The organism is Bacillus sp. FSL L8-0193 (assembly GCF_037976065.1).
In the GTDB taxonomy this organism is placed as follows: domain Bacteria; phylum Bacillota; class Bacilli; order Bacillales; family Bacillaceae; genus Bacillus; species Bacillus paralicheniformis.
Map to the genome: position 1 here is coordinate 4,270,913 of NZ_CP150261.1, position 17,224 is coordinate 4,288,136.

At 40.1% G+C, this 17,224-nt stretch carries 18 protein-coding genes; 10 read left to right on the forward strand and 8 right to left on the reverse strand.

Features of this window, described 5'->3' with window-relative positions:
- The first annotated feature begins 107 nt into the window (after positions 1 to 107).
- From MHH76_RS21350 to MHH76_RS21395, 10 genes are all read left to right on the forward strand, one after another.
- Entirely contained in the window at positions 108 to 404 is a 297-nt protein-coding gene (locus tag MHH76_RS21350) for a hypothetical protein (protein WP_026580399.1), read from the forward strand.
- A gap of 93 nt (positions 405 to 497) precedes the next feature.
- Positions 498 to 1,418: an iron-hydroxamate ABC transporter substrate-binding protein gene (locus MHH76_RS21355; RefSeq protein WP_041817479.1), complete on the forward strand. Its 921-nt coding sequence runs from the start codon at positions 498 to 500 to the stop codon at positions 1,416 to 1,418.
- Positions 1,419 to 1,502: 84 nt separating this feature from the next.
- Positions 1,503 to 2,513 carry an iron ABC transporter permease gene (locus tag MHH76_RS21360; RefSeq protein ID WP_025810509.1) on the forward strand — a complete coding sequence of 337 codons (1,011 nt, stop codon included), beginning with the start codon at positions 1,503 to 1,505 and terminating at the stop codon, positions 2,511 to 2,513.
- On the forward strand, positions 2,510 to 3,514 hold the full coding sequence (locus tag MHH76_RS21365; protein ID WP_025810508.1) for an iron ABC transporter permease: 1,005 nt from the start codon (positions 2,510 to 2,512) through the stop codon (positions 3,512 to 3,514). Before MHH76_RS21360 ends, MHH76_RS21365 begins: the two co-directional genes overlap by 4 nt.
- A 504-nt stretch (positions 3,515 to 4,018) precedes the next feature.
- Positions 4,019 to 5,662, forward strand: coding sequence for a DUF2075 domain-containing protein (locus MHH76_RS21370; RefSeq protein WP_043054523.1), 1,644 nt, complete (start codon positions 4,019 to 4,021; stop codon positions 5,660 to 5,662).
- Entirely contained in the window at positions 5,659 to 5,970 is a 312-nt protein-coding gene (locus tag MHH76_RS21375; RefSeq protein ID WP_020453604.1) for a nucleotide pyrophosphohydrolase, read from the forward strand. The genes MHH76_RS21370 and MHH76_RS21375 overlap by 4 nt, the downstream gene beginning before the upstream one ends.
- 265 nt (positions 5,971 to 6,235) lie before the next feature.
- Positions 6,236 to 7,138, forward strand: coding sequence for an ABC transporter ATP-binding protein (locus MHH76_RS21380; RefSeq protein WP_020453605.1), 903 nt, complete (start codon positions 6,236 to 6,238; stop codon positions 7,136 to 7,138).
- Positions 7,135 to 7,872, forward strand: a complete 738-nt coding sequence (locus MHH76_RS21385; protein WP_026580403.1) for an ABC transporter permease — start codon at positions 7,135 to 7,137, stop codon at positions 7,870 to 7,872. Before MHH76_RS21380 ends, MHH76_RS21385 begins: the two co-directional genes overlap by 4 nt.
- 6 nt (positions 7,873 to 7,878) lie before the next feature.
- Positions 7,879 to 9,018, forward strand: coding sequence for a sensor histidine kinase (locus MHH76_RS21390; RefSeq protein WP_035338104.1), 1,140 nt, complete (start codon positions 7,879 to 7,881; stop codon positions 9,016 to 9,018).
- Positions 9,015 to 9,617, forward strand: a complete 603-nt coding sequence (locus MHH76_RS21395) for a response regulator transcription factor (protein WP_043054524.1) — start codon at positions 9,015 to 9,017, stop codon at positions 9,615 to 9,617. The genes MHH76_RS21390 and MHH76_RS21395 overlap by 4 nt, the downstream gene beginning before the upstream one ends.
- A 391-nt stretch (positions 9,618 to 10,008) precedes the next feature.
- Here MHH76_RS21395 and MHH76_RS21400 read toward each other — a convergent pair whose 3' ends face one another.
- From MHH76_RS21400 to MHH76_RS21435, 8 genes are all read right to left on the reverse strand, one after another.
- On the reverse strand, positions 10,009 to 11,511 hold the full coding sequence (locus tag MHH76_RS21400; protein WP_043054525.1) for a hypothetical protein: 1,503 nt from the start codon (positions 11,509 to 11,511) through the stop codon (positions 10,009 to 10,011).
- A 203-nt stretch (positions 11,512 to 11,714) separates the two neighbouring features.
- The gene (gene rlmH, locus MHH76_RS21405) at positions 11,715 to 12,194 is read right to left on the reverse strand and encodes a 23S rRNA (pseudouridine(1915)-N(3))-methyltransferase RlmH (protein WP_043054526.1); all 480 of its coding nucleotides are present in this window, start codon (positions 12,192 to 12,194) and stop codon (positions 11,715 to 11,717) included.
- A gap of 80 nt (positions 12,195 to 12,274) precedes the next feature.
- A complete protein-coding gene (locus MHH76_RS21410) occupies positions 12,275 to 12,433 on the reverse strand; it encodes a CxxH/CxxC protein (RefSeq protein WP_003177948.1) in 159 nt (52 codons plus the stop codon).
- A gap of 199 nt (positions 12,434 to 12,632) precedes the next feature.
- Positions 12,633 to 13,115, reverse strand: coding sequence for a DUF4234 domain-containing protein (locus MHH76_RS21415; RefSeq protein WP_043054527.1), 483 nt, complete (start codon positions 13,113 to 13,115; stop codon positions 12,633 to 12,635).
- Positions 13,116 to 13,544: 429 nt separating this feature from the next.
- The gene (locus MHH76_RS21420) at positions 13,545 to 14,063 is read right to left on the reverse strand and encodes a GNAT family N-acetyltransferase (protein ID WP_043054528.1); all 519 of its coding nucleotides are present in this window, start codon (positions 14,061 to 14,063) and stop codon (positions 13,545 to 13,547) included.
- Positions 14,064 to 14,093: 30 nt separating this feature from the next.
- Positions 14,094 to 14,564, reverse strand: a complete 471-nt coding sequence (locus MHH76_RS21425) for a hypothetical protein (protein WP_020453614.1) — start codon at positions 14,562 to 14,564, stop codon at positions 14,094 to 14,096.
- Positions 14,565 to 14,816: 252 nt separating this feature from the next.
- Positions 14,817 to 15,668 carry an S-adenosyl-l-methionine hydroxide adenosyltransferase family protein gene (locus tag MHH76_RS21430; protein ID WP_043054529.1) on the reverse strand — a complete coding sequence of 284 codons (852 nt, stop codon included), beginning with the start codon at positions 15,666 to 15,668 and terminating at the stop codon, positions 14,817 to 14,819.
- A 288-nt stretch (positions 15,669 to 15,956) separates the two neighbouring features.
- Positions 15,957 to 17,168: a trypsin-like peptidase domain-containing protein gene (locus tag MHH76_RS21435; protein WP_026580409.1), complete on the reverse strand. Its 1,212-nt coding sequence runs from the start codon at positions 17,166 to 17,168 to the stop codon at positions 15,957 to 15,959.
- Between the last annotated feature and the right edge of the window lie 56 nt (positions 17,169 to 17,224).

The window sequence follows — 17,224 nt, forward strand, 5'->3', positions numbered from 1 at the left end:
AGTTATTAAACTTGTTTTCATCATAATTAATTTTTTCTTTCTAAAAGTTTTCACTTTCATGAGGGTACTATGATAAGGACACAATTTTTACATTGACATATTGAAAAATGAAATATATATTTATTGTTGATATTGATAATCATTATCGTTTATTTATTTTCATTCTGCGGTTCATACAGCTATTTACTGAAGAATTAAATACTGGCTCTGGAGGACGTTTAATTGTAAAAAATCTCTGTGTAACGATTCCAGATAAAAAGGAACAACCATATCCTGAGGTCAGCGCCAATGGAATTGCTATGGCGCTTGTACGGGAGACGGACATGATTTACATCGAGCTGCTCGTTTTTTTCGGATTATATCATTGCATTAAAGACGGCGAAGTCGTGAAGCTGGGCTTGTGAAGAGGCGAGTACTGCGGGAAGTCTTTCAAATTGGCCCGAGAACAAATAAACCGAAGTGTGTTACTTACAATTTATTAAGAGGTGAAAATGAGCATGAAGAAACTATTAATCCCGTTTATGCTACTGCTGACGCTTATGATTAGTGCATGCGGCAATGAAGAGTCAGCAACAAAGGATAGCGGCTCAGCAAAAAAAGAATCTAAAACGATTACATACCAAGCGGAAACAGGACCAATCGAAGTTCCAGCCGATCCGCAAAGAGTTGTTATGCTTTCAGGGTACACCGGAAATGTGTTAGATTTAGGAGTCAACGTTGTCGGTGTAGACACTTGGTCTAAAAACAATCCAACCTTTAAAGAAAAGTTAAAAGATGTTCAAGAAGTTTCAGAAGATGACCTAGAAAAAATTATTGAATTAGAGCCAGATTTAATCATCGCGTTATCAACGGTTAAAAATTTAGACAAATTAAATGAGATAGCACCTACTGTTACTTATACATGGGGGAAAGTAGATTATTTAACTCAACACGTGGAAATTGGCAAGCTACTAAACAAAGAAAAAGAAGCCCGAGCATGGGTTGACGACTTTAAGCAGCGGGCAGAAGAAATCGGTGAAGATATTCGCACAAAAATCGGCAAGGATTCAACTGTATCTGTTATTGAAGCATATGGGAAAGATCTTTATGTTTACGGTAATAACTGGGCGCGCGGTACAGAAATCTTATATCAAACGATGAAACTAAATATGCCTGAAAAAGTAAAGAAAGACGCATTAAAAGCAGGGTATTATACGTTATCAGCTGAAGTGCTTCCAAAATATGCGGGAGATTATGTCATTTTAAGTAAGTACTCTGATGCGAATACATCTTTCCAAGAAACAGACACATACAAGAACATTCCAGCTGTCAAAAATGGACATGTCATTGAAATGCAAGGTGAAGGCGCATCATTCACTGACCCAATCACACTTGAAAAGCAACTAGCATTCTTTAAAAAAGCGTTTCTAGGAAACTAAGACTAGAAAAGCAGAGGTCTATTGAAAGGGGTTGGCCAAAGGGCAGCCCCTTTCCCATTCTAAGAAAGGAAAATGATGAGCTTTATGATAAGAAAAACTCAATCTTTTACCTCATTTGCCTTCAAACTCATCTTAGGAATTCTAGTGTTTATTGGTATGTTTTTTATGGCAATGGTATTTGGAGCTGCAGACGTTTCAGTTGAAGATGTATGGTTGGCTCTTTCGTCTTCTGCAACCGGCGATCATATTTCGATTATCCGTGATATTCGGTTACCTCGTGAAATAGCTGCGATTTTTGTTGGCGCAGCTCTTGCTGTCTCTGGTGCAATCATGCAAGGTATAACAAGAAACCCACTTGCTGATCCAGGTTTACTCGGATTATCTGCCGGGGCTTATGCAGCATTGGCTGTTACGATCGCTTTCATTCCATCAGCCAATTACTTTTTGACGATGGTTGCCTGTTTTATTGGAGCCGCACTCGGTGCCTTGTTGGTTTTTGGAATCGGTTCGATGAAAAAAGGCGGATTCTCTCCTTTCCGTATTGTATTAGCGGGTTCTGCTGTTTCCGCCTTTTTATACGCCATTGCTGAAGGGATTGGCCTTTATTTTAAAATTTCTAAAGATATCTCGATGTGGACAGCAGGAGGGATGGTTGGAACAACTTGGAATCAACTGCGAATCATCGTACCTTTTATTATCATTGGAATTGTTGTTTCCTTTTTCCTCTCGAGACAACTTACCATTCTCAGCTTAAATGAAGAAGTTGCCGTTGGCTTAGGTCAAAATATCATCAGAATTAAAATCCTTCTATTTATTATCATTATCATTCTCGCGGGAGCATCTGTTGCTCTGGTTGGCAATATGACCTTTATCGGTCTTATGATTCCTCATATTGTTCGGGCAATTGTTGGAACCGATTATCGTTTTATTTTACCAATGTCTGCAACTTGCGGAGCTACTTTTATGCTATTTGCTGATACACTTGGCCGTACCTTAAATGCACCATATGAAACACCTGTTATAGCCATTGTCGCTATGCTTGGTTTACCGTTCTTCCTGATCATTGTCCGAAAGGGAGGAAAAACACTCTCATGATACATTCAACATTAATTAAAAAACAGCGAATGATTTTATCGATTTCTCTCATACTCATCATAGCTACAGCTATTATTGGGATGGGAATAGGGTCTGCTAGTTTATCTTTTGACAGACTCATCCACACTCTATTAGGTCAAGGAACCTTTAAAGAGGAATTTATATTTTATTCTATTCGATTGCCTCGAATATTGATTACTTTATTAGCTGGGATGGCACTTGCTATATCAGGTGCTATTTTGCAAGGAATCACAAAAAATGATTTAGCTGATCCAGGCATTATTGGGATTAATTCCGGTGCTGGGGTTGCCATTGCCGTTTTCTTTTTATTTTTCCCGACTGAAGCTGGATCATTTGTTTATATGATTCCAATTGTTGGCTTTATAGGAGCGATTATAACGGGCTTCTTCATTTATCTGTTAGCCTATAACAAAAATAGTGGTATGCAGCCTATAGGCTTAGTCCTCATCGGGGTCGGATTCTCAACTGCACTTTCCGGAGCGATGATTGTCATTATTTCTTCTACTGAACGGACAAAAGTTGATTTCATCGCCAAATGGCTGGCAGGGAATATTTGGGGTACAGATTGGCCATTCGTTGGAGCGCTCCTGCCTTGGTTAGTCATCTTGATTCCGTTTACTTTGTACAAAGCAAATCGACTAAATCTATTAGGATTAAGCGAGCCTGTAACCATTGGCGTTGGGGTTTCCATTGAAAGGGAGCGGATCGTTTTACTTTTAACAGCTGTCGCATTAGCGGCTGCTGCCGTTTCTGTCACAGGAGGTATTTCCTTTATCGGATTAATGGCCCCACATATCGCCAAAACTTTAGTAGGACCCAGAAATCAACTATTTATCCCTGTTGCTATTCTACTTGGCGGTTGGTTCTTATTATTCGCCGACACAATCGGACGTAATATCATTGAAACCACTATACCGGCTGGAATCATGGTCTCATTAATCGGGGCACCTTATTTTATTTATTTGCTATTGAAAAAGTAAAATCCATAAAAACGAGGCTGTTCCAATGAGTCTCCAAAAATTCATTTCAAAATGGACCCATTAAATCAAACCCTTTGGTAGTCCATTTTGCAGAGGTGGTATGAAAGGAAGGCGTTTTCTCTTTTCAGACGACCTCTTTTATCTATTAGAGTGAAAATCTAAAAAAACCTCATTTACTTATGATACGCTCCCCACCTGATTCTCCATATCATGATAAATTGTTCTAGCAACACTTCTTCCGCAGCTCACAGTCATGTTTAATTCTTTGATCCAATGCCGTTCTGATCTGATTAACAGCCACCTTCTATCGAGGCTTGGCTACTAAGTTTTATTTCAACAAAAAAACGCTTTGTTATAGCTGCTTCCTTGTCATCATAGAGTCCGTGACAACCGCACGCCGCTTTTTCTGACTCTTTCTCCGGAAAATATTTGCATACTTATATCAATAGGCTGCCATAAATATGGTACTATTATTTTAAAAAAAGAGATTCAGAGGCTGAAACAATGAATGAACTTGTGTTTGAAAAGAGAGAATTTACTTCAGATCATGTCAATGTTGTAAAAGCAATGCATATAAATAACTATCCGATTGTGTACATCCTTTATAATGAGAAAAAGAAACCGACTGCATATATTGGGCAAACGGTTCAAGCTGCACGGCGTTTGAAGAATCATATAGATGATGAAAAGCGAAAGAAATTGAATCGCTTTATATTAATCGGGCATGAGAAATTTCATCAGTCTGCGACATACAATATTGAATCAAATTTAATTAACTATTTTATCGCCGATAACCGCTATCAGCTGCAAAATGTGAGCCAGACCAGGTCTAGGGAAATGCACAATTACTATCAGAAACCCTTTTATAATGAAAATATCTTTCAAGTCATTTGGGAGAAGCTGAGAAAAGAGAAAATTGTGAGCGATTCTCTTGAAAACCTTAGGAATAAAGACATTTATAAGTTATCTCCTTATAAGGAGCTCTCCCCTCAGCAGCTTGATATTAAAAATAAGATCCTTAATTTCTGTAAAGAACGTATACAAAAAGAAGGAAATCATGTCATTGTTATTGAAGGAGACGCCGGCACAGGGAAAAGTGTCCTGTTAAGCTCTCTGTTTAATACAATTCAAGATTTGGCGAAGAGCGAAGACTCTTTTTTGGAAGAAACAGATAATTACTTGCTGGTAAATCATAGCGAAATGCTGAAGACTTATAAAAGTATCGCCAACAGCTTACCGAATTTGAAGAAAAAGAGTCTCATGAAGCCAACACCTTTTATTAACGAGAAAACAAAGACGGGAGCAACAGCGGATATCGTATTAGTAGACGAAGCTCATCTGCTTCTGACAAAGGAAGATTCCTATAACAATTTCCGCTACCAAAACCAGCTGGATGAGATCATTAAGCGAAGTAAAATCACTGTTGTGATCTTTGATCCAAAACAAGTCTTAAAGATTAAAAGTTATTGGAACGATAGATTGCTCGAAGAAATCATCAATCAGTATGATGCGAAAACTGTGAAACTTACAGACCAAATGAGAATGAATGCCAATCCAGAAACGATGAAGTGGATTGACAGCTTTGTTGAAAAGAAAATTCTTTCTTTGCCGACTGAAGACTCCTCCTTCGAGCTAAAAATATTCGATGATGCTGCTGCGTTTAAGAAAGCCATTGAAAGTAAAAACAACAAAGACGGGCTCTCTCGGATTGTCTCGACATTTGATTATTTACATAAAAAAGATAAAAAGACGTACATCGTTGATGAAGAAGGGATTAACATGCCCTGGAACAGCACCCAGGATAAAGTGACATGGGCCGAAAATCCGACTTCAATTAAAGAAGTCGGCTCCATTTATACTGTTCAAGGGTTTGATTTAAATTACGTCGGCGTCGTTCTCGGCCCTTCCGTAAGCTATGATGAAGACAACGACGAACTGGTAATTAATACTTCCAAATACAAAGATACAGGGGCATTCATTTCTCGTACAGATTTGTCGCCAGAACAGAATGAACAAGTTAAAGAACAAATTATCTTAAATTCAATAAATGTCCTGATGAAACGGGGCATTCACGGCCTCTATATTTATGCGACAGACCCTAAATTAAGAAAAAGACTACTCGAGTTAGAAAGGGGAAAATCATCATGAGTGATATCCAAAACCTAATCAACGCAATCAACGAATTCAGAGATGAACGAAACTGGAGACAATACCATAACCCAAAAGACCTCGCCATCTCAATCTCCATCGAAGCAGCCGAGCTGCTCGAAGACTTCCAATGGATCAGCAGTGAAGAAGCACTCAAAGCCAATAAAGAAAACATCCGTGAAGAAATCGCAGATGTTTTAATCTACTTATTCATGTTATGTAACGATCTTGGACTGGATGTAAAAGAGATTGTGGAAGAGAAGATTGTGAAGAATGGGAGGAAGTATCCGGTTAATCATAATGGTTGAGACTCTCCTTTTAAGTAGAGAGAGCTTCTTTCCCAATTGAAGACCGCTCTCTCTATCTCCATGATGCGTTGATGATGATGGCGCTCTGCTCGTTTACTTACCGTAATCTCCCCACTTCATTTGCTTTTTAGCACCGTTCGCTAGCTCCCTGTTATTTTTTTAAAAAATGACATTTGTCACCCGATTTTCATGACATCACTTACTAAAATCCGCCTCCCTCAGCTTATACAATGGAATGAGTAAATCAGGAGGTGGTCTGTAAGCCATGAGCGATGTTGTGAGCTTGACGAATGTGACAAAGACATTCCGCCAAAAAACGGCGGTTAATCAGATAGATTTTTCAATTAAAAAAGGAGAAATTATAGCCATTCTAGGGCCAAACGGCGCCGGGAAAACAACAACGATTTCTATGATATTGGGGCTGTTAAAACCGACGGCAGGCAATATCACATTATTCGGTTCCATGCCGCATGAAAAACGGGTGCGTGAAAAAATCGGCACGATGCTGCAGGAAGTCAGCGTCATGCCTGGTTTGCGTGCAGGTGAAATCATCGAACTCGTTAGGAGCTACTACCCAAAGCCTCTATCCTTTCAAAAGCTTAGAGCGTTGACAGGTTTGACAGACAAGGATTTAAAAACACAGGCGGAAAAGTTGTCAGGCGGGCAAAAGCGGCGTCTCGGCTTTGCCTTGGCGCTTGCCGGTGATCCAGAACTGATGATCTTTGACGAACCCACGGTCGGAATGGATATCACTTCAAGAAACCGCTTTTGGCAAACGGTTCAAACGCTCGCAGAGCAAGGAAAAACAATCATTTTTTCTACACACTACTTACAGGAAGCAGATGATGCCGCGCAACGAATCTTGCTGTTTAAAGACGGCAGCATAGTAGCTGACGGGACGCCGCTCCAAATAAAATCAAGAATATCGAAGCATTCAGTTTCATTTATAGTCGATCCCGAACAGTCGCTTGAAAAGCTGTATCAGCACCCGGAAATCAAACAGATTTTTCGTAAAAACAACCGGGTTTACATCGACACGGCCAATACTGACAAAATATTGGAACTCATTTTCGCAGAAAAGATCGCCGCTTATGATATTCAAATTGAACGCGGAAACCTTGAAGAGGCGTTTCGCCAGCTGACAGGCAAAGGAGACGATGTAAAATGAATGTATTTCAGATGCAATGCAGAATGGAAATCAAAAGAATGCTTCGAAACCGATATTTTGTCTTTTGGTCATTGGCCATGCCGATTGCTTTTTATTATATTTTTACAAATGTCGTCAATACGAATGCTCCGGACCCTGCGGCTTGGAATGCGCATTATTTAATGTCAATGACAACATTCAGCATCATGGGCTCTTCGATCATGACGCTTGGCATCCGCATGGTTCAAGAACGGACCCAAGGATGGTCGACGTTCATACGTGTAACGCCTCTTCCCGACCATATTTATTTTATCGCTCAAATGGCGGGGCAAAGCGTCATTCATATTCTTTCGATTACAGTCATCTTCTTAGCCGGCGCCTTGATTAACGACGTTTCTTTATCCCCGTTGGAATGGTTCCTGTGCGGATTGTGGGCCCTGCTGGGCTCGCTCCCCTTCCTGGCGATTGGGACATTGATCGGGATGATGAAAAAGGTGGATACAGCAGCCGGAATCAGCAATGTGTTGTATATGGGGCTCGCTGTATGCGGAGGGATGTGGATGCCGCTTGAAATTATGCCAAAAATGATGCAGAATATCGGCTATTGGTTGCCGTCCTATCATTATGGCAGCGGTGCCTGGGAAATCGCTCAAGGTCAAATGCCAAACTGGAAAAGTATTCTCTTTCTATTAGTCTATTCAATCGTTGTTATGCTACTATCTAAATATATAAGAAGAAAACAAGAAGCGGTGTGAACAAGAATGAAAAAAAACTTCAGCATGTTTCCAAAACGGTACGGCTTTTTTCCCTATATCTTTTTAATCTATTTACTGCTGCCTATTTCTTATTTGACGAATCAGACCTCGGGGATCAAACAGCTGATCGGTTTTGGACTCGTGCTGCTTTTCTTAGTGACGTACCGCCAGCTTTTTTTTATTTCGCCGCAAAAAAAATTATTTACTTATTGGCTGGCCATCCAGCTTTCGATCATTTTGATCTACACTGTATTTTATGATATCAATTTAGTCTTTTTAGGCTTTTTTTCAGCGAACTTCATCGGCTATTACAGGGAAAAAAAGATATTTCGGCGCGGGCTTGCCAGCCTGGTTGTTGTATTGGTCGCCCCTTTTATCTATCATCTGCTGAAAGATCCATCCCTGCTAAATCGGCTCTTTTATTTTCTGCCCTTTCTTGTGATTATGCTCATTTCACCATACGGCATCCGCTCCATGAACCGCCGCATGGAACTGGAACAAGAGCTTGATGAGGCAAATCAGCAAATTAAGGAACTGGTCAAACGCGAGGAGCGTGTACGAATTGCCCGTGATCTGCATGATACACTTGGCCATACTCTCTCACTGCTGACATTAAAAAGCCAGCTTGTCCAGCGTACCATCGCCAGCGACCCCGAACGGGCGCGAAAAGAAGCAAGAGAAATGGAAACCACATCAAGAGCAGCTTTAAAACAAGTCCGGGAACTCGTGTCTGATATGAAAACGGCAACGATCGCAGAAGAGCTCATCCACATCCAGCAAATCCTGCGGGCTGCAGACATCACATTCGAATACATGGGAGGTTCCGATTTTTCAAATATCTCTCCTGTCACACAAAACATTGTCAGCATGGGTATACGCGAAGCCGCCACAAATATCGTCAAACACAGCCGCGCCACCCATTGCACCATTTCCATCTCTCAAACAGATGATAAAATAAGCATTACCATCAAAGACGACGGAATGGGGATGGATCAGCAAACACCATTTGGTAACGGCTTGCGCGGAATGAAAGAAAGACTTGCATTAATCGACGGCGCTCTCGACGTTTCAACCCATAACGGTACAGTTTTAAACATCACCGTTCCGATTGTAAAGAAAGCTGAACGAAAGGAAACAATCCAATGATTCGTTTATTTATTGCCGAAGACCAAAGAATGCTGTTAAGCGCGCTGGGGGCCTTGCTTGATCTTGAAGAAGACATGGAAGTGATCGGCCAGGCGACAAACGGCGAAGAAGCGCTCACCGCCATTCTCAAACTAGAACCGGACGTCTGCCTCATGGATATCGAAATGCCCGTCAAAAGCGGCTTAGAAGTGGCAGAAGAGCTGATGAAACGAGGCTCAAAAAGTAAGGTTATCATATTAACAACATTTGCCCGCCCCGGCTACTTCGAGCGCGCCGTCAAAAGCAATGTCCACGGCTACCTGCTCAAAGACGGAGAAATCGACGACCTCGCAGACGCCATCCGAAAATGCACGGAAGGCAAGCGAATCTTCAGCCCGGAACTCACCTTTGATGCCATCCGCAAGGTAAACCCGCTATCCGAACGCGAGCAGGAAATCCTGCGATTGGCGGCTTTAGGAATGACGACGAAAGAAATTGCCGCCGAGTTATTTTTGTCAGCAGGCACCGTCCGGAACTATATTTCTGAGATTATGCATAAGCTTGGTGCGAAGAACCGGACGGAGGCGGCGAAGGTTGCTGAGGGGGAGGGGTGGATTTGAGTGTAGTCTTTCTACACAACAAGAGAGAGGATTGATCAGTAATTGATTAATCCTTCCCCTAGTGTTTAACTGTTTCTTTATTGAATAAAATGGATCGAACTCCTCCGTAAATATGAATGGATAAAAGAATTAAACTCATTAGAGAATCACAGTAAAATTAACACGATGAAATGAAGTGCAACTCTTACTTATTCCCACAGGCAACCTCACAGATAATTGTATATCACTATAGATCGAGTACGAATGCTGTTATAAAATATTAGATTATTTAATCCGATATGTATCTGGGGAAAACCAGTACTTTTTCCTAAGATGTAATTATCAAAGTATAATAACAAATAAACACCGTTATATTATACTATGACTAAAAATATAGTTTACTATGAAAATTTCATTTTTCTAGTTTAAGCTTATATTTACGAGCATATCTAATCTTAGGGTCTATTATCTTATATAAGGTTCCTCCTGCTCTCTTTCTATCCAATGCTTTTACTAAACCTATTCTCTGCATACTAGTAATATAATTTTGCGTTGAGCTTCCTGTACCAGCTTCAGAATTTAACTGGTTTGCTGTAAATTCGTCACTAGTTAATTTTATTAAGTGATTAGAATACTTATATATATCCATAGAATTAGATCTTGCATTTTTAACTCTTGGATAATATTCAAAGTAATTAAATTCTTTAACGTATTTTTCCATTGCTAATTCAATATTTTTATTTTCTAATTTATTTTCATGCCAATTATTTAAAAATTGCTCTCTTAACATATAATTGAATATATGCCATAAATCCCTAGGGTTTTTATTTGACAATTCTTTAATTTCAGGAGTTATTTCAACATCTTCAAAAAAATCCTCAAATTTTATTGGATTACCATCTGTAAATACTTCAATTCTTTTATTAAAAACATGAACAAGCTCTTCATCTTTCCATTCAAGATCATAAAATTTATATTTCTGTGTTCTAACCGCGTGTTTGATATAATTAAAAGGTATTTTCCAAACAGAAGTTACTAATTGTATATCCTTGTTTTCTTGTAAGTTACTGCTACTCAACAAGGGCTTTATAAAATTTGCGATTTCTTGTGCATCACTCTCAAATCTAGTGTCCTCATCCAACTTATCCAAAAAAACTATTATTCTATCAAATCCTATTTTGTTCACTAACTTACAAACTCTTTTCAAAAAACTAAATCCTTTTTCAATATTATTGAAATTTTTTTCAACTTGGAATTCTAAATACGGAAAAATATTTTTCATTTGTTTTTCGTTAATTTGTGGTAACTTAGGATAGTGGGCGGTAATTATTGCATTTAAGGAACTTGTTGCTGCTTCTACACCATAATTCGCAAATAAGTGTATTATTTTACTGAATTTATTGGCTAATTTTTTCAAAAAGCTGAGTTGAATATTTTCTATTTTTTCAACTATTCTTTCTTTTGTTACTTCATCTAAGAATTCTGAAATTAAATATGAAAAGAATATTTTGTCATCTTCGCTTAATTTTCTTATTGCTTTCTTTTTAGCTATAGTATTTTCTACAAGTTGTATAGTAATCTTTTTTGCAATTAAATAATAATATTCGGATTCGTTTATTTCAGTCGTCGATTTTTTAAATTTAATTTCTTCAAAATTATCTATATAACAAATTAGTTTTTTCGAACGATCTAAAATCGATCTATCCAACTCCATTAAAACTGCTGTTTTACCTGTTCCTCTATTTCCAATTAAGGTTAATGTTTCACCTCTATCGAAAGTGTCTTTAATTAATGAATAATCAGCCTGTTTAACAAATAATTTTGAGCTAAATTCCACTTCTTTTTCACTTGTGTATTTATCAAATGGATAACTTTTTAAGTTATATTTTTTGTAGAAGTCTGAAAAGTCGATCAATGTATAAAACACCTCATTGACAAAAAATTTTATATACAATATTAATTTGTGAAAACCTAACTTAATTGACTTTCTCACCTCTATTATATCATTGCTAAAGAGAAGAAACTACTCTTTGGCAAATGGAAGTCTCTTATTTACATAAAAGGAAAGGAAGTAATAGATATGATGATTACTTCCCTTTATATTGTTAAAAATCCTGTCTATTTATGATAAGGCTCCCCCCGATTAATCCGAAACGCCCGATAAACCTGTTCCAGCAAAATCAGCCTCATCAGCTGATGCGGGAACGTCATCCTTGAAAACGACAGCTTTTCATCTGCGCGCTTCAGGACGGCGTCGCTCAAGCCGAGTGAGCCGCCGATGAGGAAGGTTACCTTGCTCTTTCCATATGTGGCGAGTCTATCCATATTATCGGCTAATTCTTCCGAACTTTTCATTTTTCCTTCGATTGCCAAGGCGATGACGTGGGCGTCGGGGCTGATTTTGGAGAGGATTCGTTCGCCTTCTTTGTCTTTGACGATTTTCATGTCCTGGTCACTTAAATTTTCCGGCGCTTTTTCGTCCGGCAGTTCGATGATGTCGACTTTTGCGTATGCCGAAAGCCGTTTGATGTATTCGTCAATTCCTTGTTTTAAATATTTTTCTTTTAGTTTTCCGATTGCTACGATTGATATATTCACAGGTCATCCCCACTTTAAGAACAAGTTATTCAGATGCATTATCCACAATTGTGGATAAAGGTTGTGTATTTAGTGTCCGATCATTCGTTCCCCACTATATATACTGCAGGCTTATCGCACAATTCACAGGTTGTGGATAAACTGTGTGTATGTTCGATTTTTCTGATTTCAGGGGCCAATTCTTCTTCATCCACATACATGTCAATGACGGTTTCAATATGCTCTTCGCAAGACTTCATAAAAGTCCCTCCAATATCTGTATCATTGGGCTCTTTTATAAAAAAAGCTCCTTATTCAATATACCCTATTTATGCACATGTTAGTAGGTTTTAGCATGACTTCGCGCGGTTATCCACAAGCTTTTTATATTCCTCTGGATAACTCTGTTTTCCCTAAATAAAAAACACCAGCTACCCTCGCTGATGCTCTAATCTTTTTTTATACTACTTCTCTTTTTTCCTGAACAACTAAAGAATGCTGATTCGTGATATGCTGCAAATATGAAACGTTAAGAATGAAAGTCCAAAACCCGTTAACCGGCTTTTTAGACAACCTCATAAACGATTTTCTAACCTTAAATGCACTAACTAGATTTATCGTCCAAAAAAGGAGAAATGAGAGCTGCGGGAGGAAGCTGTGTCCGGGGCGCAGCGGGAGAAGCAAAATGCTGTTGCTGTATGGCAGCAACTCTTCTCTTTGAAATGTGATTGAGTAAAAAGTCCAAAAAGGCTCCAAAATTGAAAAGACGCTTAGCAGCAGCGTCACTTTAATGGCGACATAGGGGAGCTTAATTTGGCATCGTTCTAAATTCTTTCTTCTTGAAAGAAACCAGTACGGGATGTATATGCCAGACGTTATGATTGTTAATAACACCGCATATATGGCTTTTATTTTCGGAAATTCTTCTAATTCCTTACTCATGCTGAAACACTCTTCTTTCCTTAAAACTGTTCTTCCAGGTCTTTTTATCCTTGTCATCTATACTTTTCCACTTTCCATATCAAAATGTACTATATTGAATGCAATAAATCAAAATCCATTGAAGTGTCAAATTGGGATTTTCTTAGGTATATGGATTCTTTTTTTTGACCTGAATAAAAAAACTATATCATTTTACCTAATCCTTATTTCGTGTTCACCTGCAGAAATTCGACAATCAATAGGACATTATTCGTCATATTTTTACCTTTGTAATATGCAATCTGTCATTGCGTAACATAAAGGGGTTCATTCGAATCATTTTGTCTTTTTTTCTTTATTTCCCACCTCTCTCAAATAGGAATAATGACATACTGTGTTTCATGTGGAACATTGGACATGAAAAAAGATCAAAGCTTCACAGCCTTGATCTTACAGCCTCTTGCTCATATGCAAATCCGTCGTCTCAAAATTCATTTTTTCATAAAGCCGCTTCGCCTTTTTATTATGGGCGAATACATGCAGGGACAGCTTTTGGACTCCTAATTGCTTTGCCTCTTCTTCTAAGACGGCTAAAGCCTGCTGGCCGATTCCCTGCCCTCGATACGCTTCATAAAGCCCGAAATCGTAAATAAATGCTTCCTTTTGAGGATGGTGCGGGTCAGCGTAGAGCCAAAGCCAGCCTGCGGCATCCTCGCTGTCTTCCTTGATTGACCATAGATGATGGTTGTTCGTTTCAATGCCGTTTGGCAAAAGAGCTGCAAATTGCTCTTCTGCTTTCTCCATCGCTTCCGCCACTGTCCATGTGCCCGCTTTTACTTTCTCCATGGCGTAATGCTGGATGGAATAGGCATGGTATGTCTTAAAGTCTTCTTCCGTCATTGGCATTAAACGGATTGCCGGTTTTTTTCTCGGTTTGTTTAAGTCAATTTTAATTTTTGATTTCAACATCAAATTGTGCTTCACTTCCTTGTTTATTGATCATGATGCTTTGCTCAGCCATTCGCTTTTCGGCTCGGAAAGTTTATTGATTCTGTGCTGAATGTAAATGACATTCAAAAGGAACGCAAAAATGGATCCATTCGCAGGTTCTTTGCCTGAGAGCTTGTTTAATGAAGCGGTCACCACCAGTGCGCAGTAAATCAAAACACCTGCGGACAGAATCAAAATCACGCGGTCGAGCAGCATATAAAGGCTGTAATGCATGTCAGGAAAAGCGATTTTTGCTGATATTCTAATTGGAATCGAAAATAAATGATAAAATATGATAGCTTTTAACGTGGTGTAGGGAATATCATGATAAGGCAGCAAATCGAAGCTTTTTTTCCTGGATAGAAACCAGTATGGTATGTAAACCCCCAGTGTGATCAGACATAGCACAAAAACGGACACGATACTTCTGCTCTTTACATTAGACAGCGTTTTCAACGCAGTCTGCACATTGTCGTTCATATCATTCCTCCGGACACTCGTTTTCCAAACAAATGAATTGAATGAATTTTTTCATAGCAGCGGCACACCCCCTCAATATATTCTTTTCTCCGCTTTTAGACAATATGACTTAGGTACCAATATGACAAATGTACTATTTTTTAAAAAGGATTGCCGCCTTCTCGATTAGCTGAAAAATGTGTGACAACCGTTTTTATGTCATAAGAATGAAACAAAAAACAAAGAGCCTGATTGGAATTCAGGCTCTTTTGTTTACCGCTGTATACTTTTTTGAAGAGAAATCTGCCAGTTGATGCCGGTGCCAATATGGTGTGTTTTGGCAAAGGATCCTTGATTGAGGGCAATACCCAGGCGGTCTAATGAATTGATATAAACAACCGGCTTACCGACCGGCATATCAGCAAACGACCGTCCAAAAGCCATCGTTTGCTGATAGACTTTGGTGTCCTCGTGTTTGATAACCACTTCCACAGGATCTCCGTATTGAACGTCAAGTGACTTGAACAGTTTACGGCTGATATTTGTCCAAAGGTTTCCAAACCGGATATCTAAAATGTCGATCGTTCCGGTTATCCAATCATTTTCGATATAAGCTTCCATGACCGGAAGTTTGACGATGGAATCTGTTGAAACTTCAGGACCGATCCGGTCGAAGCTGAGAATCCCGGCTGCCAGTCTTGCCCCGGTGTAAGCGTAAATGTCGCGTCCATGGAAAGTATGTGATTCGCCTGATCTCGGAAGCCTGTTTTGCGCTTCATCAAGATAGCGCACTTCGACAATCCCATTCTGCCGGCTGATATGGGTGAGTGTTCCGTTGTCCGGTGTGATGATATATTGATCGGAAGAGGTTCTGACTGCGACGCTGCGGCGTTCCGAACCGACACCTGGATCGACGACAGACACGAAGACAGTGCCTTCAGGCCAATAAGAAACGGACTGCAGCAGCCGATAGGAAGCCTCCCAAATGTGAAAAACGGGAATGTTGTGCGTCAAATCAAAAATCCGGAGTGAACTGTCAACTGAATAAGCCACACCGTACATCGCATTTACCGCCCCGTCATCAAGGCCAAAATCAGATTGTAATACAAGTGCATGCTGACTCATCCTATCTCCCTTTCCGCCCTGATTTTCGCAGTGAATCTGCCTTTGCCAAAATGTTTAAATCATCATATCGTACGCGAAATTGAAACGCAATATGATGTTTTGTCCATTTTTTAGAAACTCTCATTTTTATTGAAGCAAAAACCTCGATTTCACACCCTAAAAACCCGATTATTCATCCGGAAAGTCTTATTTTCCTCTCTAACTATCCCATTTTTGACTTTTGACGATCATTCCTCAGACTTGGCATAATAAAAAAACAGCCCGGCCGTACCGGCCAGACTGTCTTTATCAGCTTCCCAATTTGGATCGTGACAGCTTTACTTCTGTTGTTCTTTCTTTTCCGCCCCGCAGGTATTTGATTTTCACCTTATCGCCGACGTTTTTGGTGTAAAGCTTTTTACGCAGATCAACGATATCGTAAACGCGGTCACCGTTGAATTCGACGATGACATCAAGCTCTTTCAAACCGGCTCTGCCTGCAGGAGACACCGGCTGAACGCCCATTACAACAACCCCTGATGTTACGTCTTTCGGCAGTTTAAGCGTTTCCTGCCAGTGGTAGCTTGCAATATCGCCAAGTGATTTCATCTCAATTCCGAAATACGGCCGTCTTACTTCTCCGTACGTTTCCAAATCTTCGATAACCGGAATGGCAAGGTTGGCAGGGATGCTCAGACCGATGCCTTCGACGGCTGATTCAGCGATTTTCATCGAATTAATGCCGATGACTTTTCCATCAATATTAAACAGTCCGCCTCCGCTGTTGCCCGGGTTAATGGCAGCATCCGTCTGCAATACTTCGGCATTCCAGTCCGGCTGTCCGTCTCCGTTTGAATCGACCGGAACAGCGCGTTCGGTTCCTGAGATGATTCCTTGTGTAACAGACCCTGAAAACTGCAGGCCGAGCGGGTTTCCAATCGCGATGACAGGCTCGCCTGTCTTCACTTTATCAGAATCTCCGAATTCAGCAGCCGCTTTTATTTTATTGCTGCTGACTTGCAGGACGGCCAGATCCATCAGTTTATCACTGCCGATCAGTTTTGCCGGAATCCGCGTTCCGTCATTCAGACTGACTTCAATTTGGGATGCCCCTTCAATGACATGGTGGTTGGTCACAATGTGGGATGTTTTGCCGTCCTTTTTATAAATAACGCCCGAGCCTGTTCCCGCTTCGCTGTCTCCATCCCATACACCGGTTTTTTGGATGTTGATAACGCCGACAACAGAATCAGAAACCTTAGAGACCACTTGTGTGACTTCATTGTTCACGTTGACGGATACATTGCGGACCGCACCGCCCTGCTGAGCTCCTTGACCTCCGCGCGCTTCAATGACTTGCAGATTGTACGGCAGCCATCCCTGCTGCGAGAGATACGGCAGGGCAAACACTGTTAAAAGAGCGCCGATAACGGCGCCGACCAGGCTTGAAAACAAAAAGCTTCTCCAATTTCTCACCGGCTTTTCCCGAACGAATTTTTCCTCATCATGATTAAACTCCACTATATTCAAATCCTTTCAAGGAACGATATATGTATATAGTGTGGATCATCTGCCCG